A 12,082-nucleotide genomic window follows, 5' to 3' on the forward strand; every position below is an offset into this window, starting at 1 on the left:
GATTTCATATGAATAAAATTAATTTGTAATTTTTTGCAAAATTTTTACAGAAGTAGTGACAACGCTGTCATTTTTAGTGTTATAGTGGATTTGTGAATTTTTGAACAATTCACCGTAGGTATTTAGACGTCTAGACATTGATAATAACTAAATAGAATCGTAATATTGAGTAATGCTGAGATTTGCTCACTTCAAATATGAGAATTGTTGATAATGATTGATATAAAGCACCTAAAGACTATCTCCACCTTGAAAGAAACTGGTTCTCTTGTGAATACAGCACGAGAGCTATTCCTGACTCAATCCGCTTTATCTCATCAGATCAAAGATCTAGAGAACAAACTCGACTGCCAACTATTCGAGCGCAAGACCCAACCGGTACGCTTTACCCCTCAAGGCATGTTGCTATTAGAGCTCGCCAATGATGTATTGCCTAAAGTTGAAGCAACAAAGTGTCGTTTGAAGGAAAGCCTTAACCAGCCCATCTCACAACTCAGATTAAGCGTGGAATGTCATGCTTGTTTTCACTGGTTGCTGCCAACGATTAAAGAATTCAATACCTTTTGGCCTGACATTAAAGTCGATTACGAACGAGGCTTTAGCTATGATGCGATTCCTGACCTTATTGAAGATGAGCTGGACTTAGTGCTTACTTCGGACATTCGAGAACCAGAACAGCTCGAATACGCGCATCTTTTTGACTTTAAATTAAAGTTAATCGTTGCACCAGATCACGAATTGGCCAAGAAGGCCTATGTCACAGCACTCGACCTAAAAGATGAAACCATCATTTCTTACCCTATTCCTCGCGAGCGTCAGGACATATTTAAGCACTTTATTCAAAATGCACGCTTTGATGGTACGCTAAAAACCGTCGATCAAGGTTTATTAATCTTCCAACTTGTGAGTGCAGGTATGGGGGTTGCGGCCTTACCAGACTGGTTGGTCACACCTTATGAAAGCCAAGGGCTGATTAAATCGATTCCTCTAGGCGCTCTTGGGCTAAATCGTCCAATGTATTTAGCAATGAAGAAAAGCATGAAAGATAACCCTGTTTATCGCCATTTCCTCAATACTTGCCGTAAAACCACGGCAAGATAGTTGACTGGGCTCTTTTTGAGCCCTAACTGTTATACATTTCTACAGCTCCCATCTCATGCTAGCATTGCGTCAGGCTTATCTAAATCTAAGGCATGTTTAAATGTTTGAAGTCAAAAAGGTTATCGGTCAACTTCTGATGCCGTTACCGTTATCTTTGGTTGCACTTATGGGGCTCATGTTTTTTATCGCCAAAACACGCAAAGGGCCGTATATCGCAGTCTGGTTAGTCCTACTAACTACTTGGAGCATATCCACTCCTTATGTCGCGCAACACATTATCGAGTGGGATAAGGGCACGCTCACCACATTCAATCCAAGCAGGCACAAAAACATAGACAGAATTGTTGTGCTTGGTTGTAATTTATACCCCGATGATTCCCTCCCCAGTAATGCTCAACTAGGTAGTTGCGGTTTAGCTCGACTAGTTGAAGGCATTAGACTTGCTAATATCTACCCAAAAGCCCAGCTGTATGTTTCTGGCTATGGCTATGGCAACGCAACAAGCGCAGGACTCATGGCTAAAACTGCACAGAGCTTAGGTATTTCCGCTACCCGTATCAAGCAAAACCCCAATGCCAAAGACACCGCAGACGAAGCGAAAATGCTCGCGCCCGTTTTGGTAGATTATGATGTTGCACTTGTCACGTCAGCTTCGCACATGAAACGCGCAAAAAACCTATTTGAAGCGCAAGGCGTTGAAGTATTCCCTGCCCCGACAGAGTTTTATAATTTTAAGTCACTCCCATTAAGTCGGCAGTTTATCGCAAATGATAAGGCGCTAGATATAGTCACTCGAATTTGGCATGAACAAGTTGGTAGTATGTGGATCACGATACGTCGCATTATCGACCCTGAAGCACTTTAAGCGTCGAAAAAGGCATCAAAACTAGGCTAAAGTTTGATAAATTGGCGCTGAAAAACGTAAAAAATTGAAAATTTGCGCAAATATGGGTATAAATAGAGTTTAATCTTAACCCGCGTATCCGCGTACAACACGACTAGGATCTACGATGAGTAAACTAGATAAAACTGAAGTACTAAGCGCTTTCGAAGCTGCGTACGAAGCTGCACATGGCAAAAAGCCTGAAATCACTGCAAAGCCAGGTTGGTATAGCATCGATGGTGGCAAAAACATGCGTCTTGCTGAGGTAGCTGAATTAACAGAAGAGCTAACTTCAGGGTCAGCTGTAGCAAGTGAGACAACGCAGGCGCCTGCCAAAAAAGCGAAAACGACTAAGAAAGCGCCGAAGGCAGCAGCTGTAAAATCAGCAAGCTTTACTATCGTTACAGAAAACGAAGATGGCTTCAAAGCGGAAGAACAGTGGATTGCTGAACTAGCAGCAAAAGATCACGACTGTCGCTTACCTCGTGGTGTTGTGTAAGCACAGTTTCATGAGTGAAGAAACCTCGCTGCTGCGAGGTTTTTTTTGGTCAGCTGCAATTAATACCGATTCAACCTGAGCGAAGAAGAGCTATTTTTATGACGTAAATTGAGCAGGGCGGTGCTCCAAACCAGGATAATCAAGCAAGTTAGTGACACCCAGCCTAATAAAAAAGTCAACGAAGCAAGCGGCAATTCCGGCCACTTTCCTGCCATACCATAACCCGCAATTGTGCGATGGGCGTAAAAACAAATGCATAAGACCAATCCGAAACTCAACGCTAGTGATACCATTACACCTCGGTACTTATCTTTGCGGCGCAATTTAAACTGCCGCTTGATAAACATGTAAGTACCACTGAGAACCAAAAATGAGAGCACAACCCCAAATATAAACCACAGTATCTTCCCCATATCCCCGCAAAATTGCCAAAATGTAGAGGGTCTGCGGTGTCGGATAATCGCCAATATAGTCCTTGGCTCGATGCTGTTTGGCTATAAACAACTTCCCCCGTGTAAGGGTTGACATAGATCTTGTTTGCCCTATCCCGAACTATCCAATCCTGCGATTGTCCTTCAGCATAAAAATAACCCCCAGAATAGCGAATAGCTTTCACCTCAAGATCGGGTCTCGTCGCTTTTACTATTGCGAATAATTCCACAACAGACAATTGTGGTTTATCCTGTCTCGGCAGTTCTGCCAAGGGATTAACGGCAAAATCCCCAACATCAGTATAAGCTGTTTTACCATCGACCATATCCATTCGTACAAACTCAAATAGATACCAGATACTCGTAAGCGAAATAACAACCGCAAGCCATAAGCCCCACGCCCCACTTATTTTATGCATACTTGCCATTTTGGCACGTGCATCCCCGCTAAACGTAAATACAAATAACTTTTTCCACCAGAGGCGATATACATAATGCGCACTCACGGTCGAAATACACAAAGGAACTGCAAAGATAAGCACAAGATAGTATGAAATGATGCTGTCAAACACGCCGAAAAAATGCATGTGGAAATCGCGAAAAAAGCGCTGAATATTAAAAAAACTACTTTCACCTTGGATAGCTCCTGAAAGTGGATCGACATAAACGTGTTGCCAAGGACTATCAGGCATCCGCATCACGATATCATACGAAAAATAGGTATCAGGACCTGTAAAGGCAATCCCTATTCGGGCGTCAGGATACGCCTTTTGTACCATCTCGTAAGCTGCTGCTAAGCTTATGTTTGATTGCCCGTCTACTGCCCTCACCTGATCGTTGAATAGCCAATCTAGTTCGTGGGCAATACTCGCAAACGCGCCAGTCCAGCATATTATGAACAGCAACACCCCAAACCACACGCCACTCAAACTATGCCAGTTGAACCATTGTTTTGCCGTCATGGACCACCCAATAGCGAAGACATAAAACGACTTCACTTCCTTGCCTTGTATTAATATTCAAACATAGATAAGCCCCTGTGACAGCGCTATCCAACCTAATTGACATCCCACCTAACAATCAGATCCTAACAACTATGAGATTTGGGTAAGCCATTATTTTTGCAATAATTCATTTTTTGCATTACCCCTTATAGTAACAAAAAGAATTATCATTTAGAATTGAAAATAATTTCTGTTTTCAGTTAGAACTATTCAAAAGCTTGGTTCAATCTCAGAAAAATAGCTCCTACATATCATAGGAACTTTCATCTTTATCTCTTGTGACGAAAAAACAATTTAGGAAAGGAAACACCCATGCAAACCAAAGCGCATCAATCTACAGCACTAGCTCTGATGTTATCACTCCTTTATTTTTCTCCAAATGCGGCAGCAAAAGCCGAGCGCGACAATATTGAACGGATCAGTGTTGTAGGCCAGCCAATCAAGCGTAACTCGGGTCCAACAGGACTTGACCTTACCATTAAAGAAACCCCCAGTCTGTTACCGTGTTAAGCCACGACTACATAAAAGACTTCGAACTGAATGACCTTGAGGACATCATGGTACAGGCAACAGGTATCTCAAGATACAAATTTGGCGCGGGTGATAATACTGAGTTTACTTCTCGTGGGTATCTCGTCAATGCATTGGTTAAAGATGGCTTACCGACCTCAATTGCTGGACCACAAGAGAGTCGCTTAGACACTATTGTCTATGACCGAGTAGAGGTTCTTCGGGGCGCTGCGGGGTTAATGGCGGGTGCAGGACAACCATCGGCAACCTTAAATGTCATCACAAAACAACCAGACCGAGGTGGATTTGTTAAAGTTGGTGCCGAGATTGGCTCTTGGAATAAAGTGCGTACACACATAGATGCAACAGGCTCCCTAACGAAAGATGAAGCATTGGCCGGACGAGTTATTCTAGCCTATGAGGAAAAAGATAGCTTTGTCGACAAAGAAAATAGTAATAAGATCGTTGCATACACCCAGTTGCATCATTATTTTTCTGAAGATACCGAAGCCTCTTTTAGTGTTCATTATCAAGACAATGAACTGAAACTATCACCGTGGGGATTACCAATTTTTTACTCTGATGGTAGTTCCGTTGAAATAGACAAGAAAACAAATTTATCATCGCCAGATAGTCACAACGGCAATACCCACCAAAGTTATCATTTAAAATTATCTCACCAAATCAATTTAGATTGGGAACTTAACTTTGGCGCACAATACAGTAAAACAGAAGCTGACATTACCTTGACCTACTTTAGTGGTAACCCAGACAAAGAAACAGGCCTTGGCCTTCAAGGCGGTGACAGACGCTGGGTTGAAACGGTTGATGGGACTAATTTTATTTTGGGACTGGTTGGTCGGTTTGAGTTATTTGACCGCGCACATCAGGTGAATATCACCTATTTAAATGCCGATTTTGAGTCCACAGACGATCGCTTCGAAGAACTGGATGAAAACGCGAGAACAGTATTTTATCCACTCCAATCGATTAATAACCTTCACCCAGCCGCTCATTTAACTGCGACAGATAAGCAATTTATTGGCTATTGGGACAAAACGACGAAAGAACAGAGTATTGCACTCAGCAGTAAGTTAACGTTAACGGATGACCTTCATGCCATTGTTGGTGTCAAATTTTTTGATTATGAACGTACCAATGAACGTGACTTTGCTTGGAGCGGGTTCTCAAGCGACAAAGGTGAAGAAACGGGTGAGAGCTTATACTTAGGGCTGGTTTACAATCTCAATGACCAGATCAGTACGTATGCAAGTTACACCGACGCCTATGAGCCACAACTGGATAAAATAGATGTGAACTTAAAGCAATTAGCACCAATCACCGCTCGGAACTTAGAAGTCGGCATTAAAACCACACTTTGGGATGATAAACTACGTCTAAACGTCGCTTACTTTGATAGTTTAAAGGAAGACTTCGGTGTTGTTATCCCCGAATATGCAGACGAAAGACCTGCTAGGTATCGACCTGTTGATGGTGCAGAAGCTGATGGATTTGAAGTTGAATTAGAAGCAAAACTGACAGATGATTGGCAAGTAAACTTTGGTTACAGTGATTTTGATGTTGTCGATGAGCATGGCGAAGATATTAACTTGTATGCACCAAGACAAACGCTCAATGCGAGCACCAAGTATACTTATGGGGCTTGGCGATTAGGGCTCAATGCAACTTGGGATACAGACAGAAAAGTCGATATTTTAAACGTCCCAGGAGTTGACCTTGGACTTCCAACAGGTGGTCGTCGAGGCGCAGTGCGCGCAGATCAAGATAGCCAGCTTTTACTAAATGCACACGTCAAATATCAATTCTCTAGCCAGCTGAGCGTTAAACTGAATATCAGTAATCTCACAGATGAAAGCTATTACGATACTTACGGTTTCGTGCCGAAAAAGTACAGCGAGCCTAGAGCATACAATTTAAGTATGGAATATCTGTTTTAACGTAAAGCACTATGCAAATGCTGTGGCGTGATAAGGTTACAACGCCTTTAAAACTTAGCTGCAGCAAAATGCCTATAATACCAATTGAATTAATTCTCTAATCAATTTGAAGGGTGAAATAGCATATTAGCTTCGTTAAAAATTTCTCATTTAGAACAACTAAATAGCAAAATTTTTGCCTTGCTACTAAAGCTATTTCCCCGCTTCAAGATAGAGCATTTACTTAATACAACTGGTATAAATAAAGCGCGGGCTTCTGACTAGAAACCCGCGCTTTTCTATCTCACACCAATTTACGTAACTGTGCTTTCAATCCCAAGAGCCGAACCTCCCAAATTAAGTACTAAGTCGAGTTGCCATTAAACCTTAAATACCGACACTTGACCGTTTAACTGCTCAGCTAACGCCTCTAAGTCATTACTCACATCTGCATTACTCTGCGCACTTCGAGTAATTTCAGAAATACTGTTACTGAAATCATTAATATTTTCGCTGATTTCCGCAACCACCGTTGTTTGTTCTTCCGTTGCCGTTGAAACCTGAATATTCATACCGACGATTTCATCCACCGCCTTGTCTATATCAGTCATGATTTGAGCTGACTCATTGGCCCTATCAACTCCTGCAGCTGCACTCGACTGTGCATTCTCCATTGACGACACGGCATTTTGTGCCATGCCCTGTAACTTACTGATCATATCTCGGATCGATTCCGTAGCTTTTTGCGTGTTGTGTGCCAATTGCCTAACTTCATCAGCAACAACCGCGAAGCCTCGACCTGATTCCCCAGCTCTCGCCGCTTCTATTGCAGCGTTTAATGCCAAAAGATTTGTTTGTTCAGCCACACCTTGGATCATTAGCACGACTTGGTTGATTTCATTCGACTGGTCGTTCAACGCTTTAATTAACTGCGCGTTATCTCCCACCTCACTGGCAAGACGCTCGATGGCCTGAATATTTTGCGAAATAACATCCATCCCCTGCTTTGCAAGCTGACCCGACATCTCTGCTTTGTTTGCGGTATTCATTGCATTATGTGCAACCTCCTGAATTGCACTACTCATTTCTGTCGCTGCGGTTGCGATCATTACCGTTTGCTGCTCTTGTTCTTGTGAAGTGCCCGCAATTGACTGACTAATTCCATTTAGCTCGTTGGATGTTGAGGACAGACTATTCACCATCGTAACTAGGTTGGTAACTAACTCATGTAAGCTCGACACCATAGTATTGAAGTCGTTTCCTATCTCACTCAGCTCGTCCTGCCCCTCAACCACTACACGTTGGGTTAAATCAGCATCTCTTGCAATGTTGCCAATACGCATACGCAAACGACTGAGTGGTTCGTTAATTGACCTAAATATCAACATACCAATCAGCACCATAACGATCACAATAGTAACGGAAGAGATAATCATCGCCGTTTTTGTCGCACTGGCTTCTGAGCGGCCAACATCTCTTAGTGCACTTGCCTCTGCAAGTTGTAACTCAATTAGTGCATTGTAGCTTTCACTTAGGGGGTCAAAGGCGGCATAGAGATCGTGTACAAATTTATCATAAGGAATTTCTTCAAAAGTATTTGCGTTAACTCGGTTAATATAATTAGACAGCAGTTGCTTGACACTTATCTCTGCTTTTTCAACTTGCTTTACTAAGCTTCGCTCTTCGCTCGTAAGGTCCGTGGACAAATAGCTATTCCATTCTTTTTCAGCGATATTTTTTGCTTCTTCGATTTGCTTTAACGCGGCACTGTTGGATAATTGATGGCCTCGTAACTTGTGAAAAGTATCTACAATAACCACCGCATAGTTGTCTGACACTACTTTTATTTGCCTCAGCGGTACAACTCTGTCGTCATAAATACGGTCAATGTAATTGATAAGATTTGATAATGTTCCAATTGTAAAGATAGTAGCGAGAATAAAAAACACAGCAGGTATGCCCGAAAGCGACAACAATCTGCTTTTAACTGAAACCCTATTTAGCATAGTCTGATTTTTATTGAGTAAACATAGAAATAAAGTATTACTCAAAGTTCATAGATTACAATAATAATTGCAAATTAAGCAGCGCATTATTGATATGCATCATACTTCGTAACTGTGTCTCTTAACTGTATAGGTTTGATTTTTAAACCTATTACAAAAAAAGAGGAGAAGCTTTTATCGGCTTCTCCTCTTTTATTCCACGTCGAAATCACTTTCGCTTAACACTCTTCGTTTTCAGCGTTCATGTTCTCTTTTACATCTTCACACGCGTCTTCCACGCTATTTTCTACTTCCTGAACTGTTTCATCGAAACGCTCACCAGCATCTTCCGCCGGACCTTCGCTACAACCAAAAAGTGCTAAAATTGAAACAAAACCAAATGCTTTTGCTAATGTAATTGCTGATTTCATAATCTATCTCCTAAAACCGTTTTTGTACGTTAATTCCCTTTTACCTGGGAGCTCGTGCTTTGCCAAAAATAAACGAAATAATCATAAAGGCGATAAACACAAAGAATAGAATTTTCGCCATACCTGCCGCAGCGCCAGCGATTCCAGTGAAACCTAGCACGGCTGCGACAAGTGCTAGGAATAAAAACATTACAGCCCAACTCAACATAACATTCTCCTTAGGCAGTTAGCTCTTGCAACTGCTTCATTTGGTCGTGACAAGCTTGCATTCTGGTTTGAATTTGCAGTAATACACTCTTGCATTTAGGTGGAAGATCTTTGCTTAATGCTTTATCAAGCTTGCTTAACACTTTGTCTTCCACTTCTTCTAGCTGAGAAATATAGGTGTGCTCTTTGTCGGTGCTCACCATACCAACCAACTTGGTGTACGATTCACGAATGTCGATGCTAAGCGCTGAATCTGTCTCAATTTCACCTTCGTCAATAAGAACAAATGGTTGTAGATCCGAGATTGCTTGCGCTTTATCTACAATCATTTGGTCAAATACGCGGTTTAATTCGATATTATCTAGCTTCTTTTTAGCTTCAGTGTAAAAATCAACACCACCATTTAATACTTTGATGAGCTCTTTTACCGGCCCCATGTCGTAATTTGAATCTGCCATAAATAACTCCTTTCGTTGCGATATTTAATAAGTGCATTTTGCAAATATTATTTTCTGTCCCTTTCACTAATGCAGATTAAATGCCAAATCATAAACCTTTATTATATAAGGCTTTTTAATCTAAGCACCTTCAGACCGGTGAAAATATTACAAACTAGATGTAAATTATTCCTGTGATAATTGCGTACTTAAGGTTGTGCTCCCTTTAGCATTGAAATCCATAGTCCTAATTGGGAAAGGAATTAAGATATCGTTATCAGCTAATACACGGTTAATGGTGCAAATTGCTTTGTGCCTGACCACCATAAAGCCCGGATCTGCTGGGTAATCTATCCAAAACCACACTAATAGATTAATAGAGCTGTCACCAAAAGACTCTGCATAGACATCTGTTTCTTTTTGGCTTACTACGAAATCAAGCTTGTTAATTGCCTCAACAATCACCTCTCGGGCTTGCTCTGGGTCGTCCGCATACGAGATACCAACTGGTACTTCTATTCTTCGCTTGCCAAGCTTAGTGTAGTTTTGTAACTCATTCTTAAAGAGAATTTTGTTGGGGATATAAGACAGCTGGCCATAAAAGTTTTCTACTAAGGTGTTTCTCAAATTGATTTTGCTTACCGTGCCAAAGCAATCCTTGGTTCTTATAATGTCACCGACCATAAAAGGTTTTCTGACCCCCATCACAAATCCAGCGATGAGGTTCTCGGTCATGTCTTGGAATGCAAAGCCAATAGCAAGGCCAATGATCCCCGCCCCAGCCAACAATGACATTACAGCACCTGATAGTTTTACTATATCTAAAGCGAAGAAAATCCCAATGGCAATAATAGAGACTTTAAATATGGAACTAATAAGTGAAGCCACTTGTTCTGTCTTTATTGCTTTTTTAATTGCCTTTGAAAACCAAATTGAAGATACTTTAGCCAAAACAGTGAAGAATATGAGTATCATTAAGGCTAGGATCATATTCGGTAGTAACTGCACACCGGATTCAAGCCAAGAGATTAACTTATCATTAATTAACGTCCAGAATTTTTCTAAATTCATAATCAAATATTCCTATTTAAGTACTCGACAAATCTAGAATGCAGTAATCATTCCTATTGATATTAATTAGCCGTTCATGGAAAAGGTAATTATTACAAACTAATTTACACATCTTCTCGGTAAATTCTTCCTTAAAACTTACTCTATAAAAATAAATCACATAATTATCAATAAGTTAAAGGTTGGCACAACAGCTGCAACAGATAATTCGACTACGAAATTAAAGGAGTTTAATTATGAAAAAGACATTAATTGCAACTGTACTAGTATCTTCACTTACTACTGCTTCAGCATTTGCTGCTGATAACTCTTGGGAAAAAGAAGCGAGTGACGCTTGGATAGACGGTAAAGCAGAAGCAACACTGCTTTTCAACGGTGAACTGAACAACTTTGACATTAACACTGATGTAAAGAACGGCGTTGTAGTGCTAACCGGTAAAGTTGAACACTCAGTAGATAAAAAGCTAGCTGAAGAACTGGTACTAGGTATCGATGGCGTAAAAGAAGTGAAAAACGACCTGACTATCGTAGATATGTCAGATGAGCGCAAAAAAGAGCGCAATTACGAAAGCGATAGCGGTTTTACTGACGCAAAAATCGCAACAGTAATTAAGTCTCGCTATCTGTTCGACACAGATGTAGATGGTACTGACATCGATGTTGATGTGGAAGGTTTAGTCGTAACATTAAACGGTCATGTAGGTAGCGAAGCAGAGCGCAAACTTGCTGTGCAAATCGCGAAAAACGCCAATGACGTTAGAGATGTAAAAGATAACCTTCGCGTTACCACAAAATCATAAGCCAATTTTGATTTGAGGGGGCTTTCCCCCTCCCATACTTATATTGATTTAAGGAGTAAAGATGAAACAATTAACAATTGCTGCTGCGCTACTTGCCTCTCTAGGTCTTGCATCCACAGCCGCTCACGCGGAGTCTGATTTTGGACTAGATGATTATAAAATTTACACAGGTATCGGTTATGGCCAATACTCTTTCCAATGGGAAGATCGTGAGAATGACACTTCATTCGACGACGACTCTTCTATGCTAAAAGCGTATGTGGGTACAAAAATTAATCCATATTGGAGTTTTGAACTTGCCTATGAGAACTTCGACGAAGCAAGTGACATTGACAACTCTGCTGAAATAGACGGTATTTCTTTATCTACACGTATTTCAGCTCCACTAAACGAACATTTCTCAGTGTATGCTAAAGGTGGTTGGCTTGAGTGGGATGCTGATATCTACGCGGATATTCCAGCTGTAGGTCGAGTTTCATCTAGCCTTGAGGGTGGCGACTGGCTCTATGGTGCCGGTGTTGAGTTTCACCTCAATGAAAACGTTAACATGCGGTTAGAATACACTCGCTATGAACTTGAAGACAATATCGACCCTGATATGGACGTAGCTGCCGTCTCTATCGAATATCAGTTTTAAGCAGTAATTTTGGCTCTATAGCCTCCCAATTATTTCCCCTTTGACTCAGTCCTGGCTCTTCCACAAGAGTCTGGTTTTGGCGCTACCACTTGGTAGCGCTTTTTTTGTTTTCAGTGTACGGCCTCCATATTGAATAATGTAAGTACTTT

Annotated in this window: 13 protein-coding genes; 7 read left to right on the forward strand and 6 right to left on the reverse strand. The window is 41.2% G+C overall.

Annotated elements, in window-relative coordinates; all coding sequences use genetic code 11:
* The first annotated feature begins 213 nt into the window (after positions 1-213).
* From GSF13_RS18610 to GSF13_RS18620, 3 genes are all read left to right on the forward strand, one after another.
* The gene (locus tag GSF13_RS18610; RefSeq protein WP_010606609.1) at positions 214-1,101 is read left to right on the forward strand and encodes a LysR substrate-binding domain-containing protein; all 888 of its coding nucleotides are present in this window, start codon (positions 214-216) and stop codon (positions 1,099-1,101) included.
* Between the two features lie 100 nt (positions 1,102-1,201).
* On the forward strand, positions 1,202-1,966 hold the full coding sequence (locus GSF13_RS18615) for an ElyC/SanA/YdcF family protein (RefSeq protein ID WP_211866650.1): 765 nt from the start codon (positions 1,202-1,204) through the stop codon (positions 1,964-1,966).
* A gap of 145 nt (positions 1,967-2,111) precedes the next feature.
* Positions 2,112-2,483, forward strand: a complete 372-nt coding sequence (locus tag GSF13_RS18620) for a hypothetical protein (RefSeq protein ID WP_010606607.1) — start codon at positions 2,112-2,114, stop codon at positions 2,481-2,483.
* A 292-nt stretch (positions 2,484-2,775) separates the two neighbouring features.
* On the opposite strand, the gene GSF13_RS18625 is transcribed toward GSF13_RS18620, so the two are convergent.
* Positions 2,776-3,876, reverse strand: a complete 1,101-nt coding sequence (locus GSF13_RS18625; protein ID WP_249122705.1) for a PepSY-associated TM helix domain-containing protein — start codon at positions 3,874-3,876, stop codon at positions 2,776-2,778.
* 354 nt (positions 3,877-4,230) lie between these two features.
* On the opposite strand from GSF13_RS18625, the gene GSF13_RS24825 reads away from it, so the two are divergent.
* Both GSF13_RS24825 and GSF13_RS18630 read left to right on the forward strand, forming a co-directional pair.
* Positions 4,231-4,428, forward strand: coding sequence for a hypothetical protein (locus GSF13_RS24825; protein WP_249122706.1), 198 nt, complete (start codon positions 4,231-4,233; stop codon positions 4,426-4,428).
* Positions 4,422-6,386, forward strand: a complete 1,965-nt coding sequence (locus GSF13_RS18630; RefSeq protein WP_249122707.1) for a TonB-dependent siderophore receptor — start codon at positions 4,422-4,424, stop codon at positions 6,384-6,386. Before GSF13_RS24825 ends, GSF13_RS18630 begins: the two co-directional genes overlap by 7 nt.
* A gap of 359 nt (positions 6,387-6,745) precedes the next feature.
* Here the strand turns inward: GSF13_RS18630 and GSF13_RS18635 are convergent, their stop codons facing one another.
* From GSF13_RS18635 to GSF13_RS18655, 5 genes are all read right to left on the reverse strand, one after another.
* The gene (locus GSF13_RS18635; RefSeq protein ID WP_249122708.1) at positions 6,746-8,338 is read right to left on the reverse strand and encodes a methyl-accepting chemotaxis protein; all 1,593 of its coding nucleotides are present in this window, start codon (positions 8,336-8,338) and stop codon (positions 6,746-6,748) included.
* Between the two features lie 251 nt (positions 8,339-8,589).
* A complete protein-coding gene (locus GSF13_RS18640; RefSeq protein WP_010606603.1) occupies positions 8,590-8,781 on the reverse strand; it encodes a hypothetical protein in 192 nt (63 codons plus the stop codon).
* A gap of 40 nt (positions 8,782-8,821) precedes the next feature.
* A complete protein-coding gene (locus GSF13_RS18645; protein ID WP_010378934.1) occupies positions 8,822-8,989 on the reverse strand; it encodes a DUF1328 domain-containing protein in 168 nt (55 codons plus the stop codon).
* 10 nt (positions 8,990-8,999) lie between these two features.
* Positions 9,000-9,446, reverse strand: a complete 447-nt coding sequence (locus GSF13_RS18650; protein ID WP_102057237.1) for a PA2169 family four-helix-bundle protein — start codon at positions 9,444-9,446, stop codon at positions 9,000-9,002.
* A 165-nt stretch (positions 9,447-9,611) separates the two neighbouring features.
* A complete protein-coding gene (locus GSF13_RS18655) occupies positions 9,612-10,496 on the reverse strand; it encodes a mechanosensitive ion channel family protein (protein ID WP_211866654.1) in 885 nt (294 codons plus the stop codon).
* A gap of 236 nt (positions 10,497-10,732) precedes the next feature.
* On the opposite strand from GSF13_RS18655, the gene GSF13_RS18660 reads away from it, so the two are divergent.
* Together GSF13_RS18660 and GSF13_RS18665 are read left to right on the forward strand one after the other, a co-directional pair.
* Complete coding sequence (locus GSF13_RS18660; protein ID WP_010606600.1) at positions 10,733-11,296, forward strand: BON domain-containing protein; 564 nt, start codon at positions 10,733-10,735, stop codon at positions 11,294-11,296.
* Positions 11,297-11,357: 61 nt separating this feature from the next.
* Positions 11,358-11,933 carry an outer membrane beta-barrel protein gene (locus GSF13_RS18665; RefSeq protein WP_010606599.1) on the forward strand — a complete coding sequence of 192 codons (576 nt, stop codon included), beginning with the start codon at positions 11,358-11,360 and terminating at the stop codon, positions 11,931-11,933.
* Positions 11,934-12,082: the final 149 nt, after the last annotated feature.

The organism is Pseudoalteromonas sp. M8 (assembly GCF_018141365.1).
In the GTDB taxonomy this organism is placed as follows: domain Bacteria; phylum Pseudomonadota; class Gammaproteobacteria; order Enterobacterales; family Alteromonadaceae; genus Pseudoalteromonas.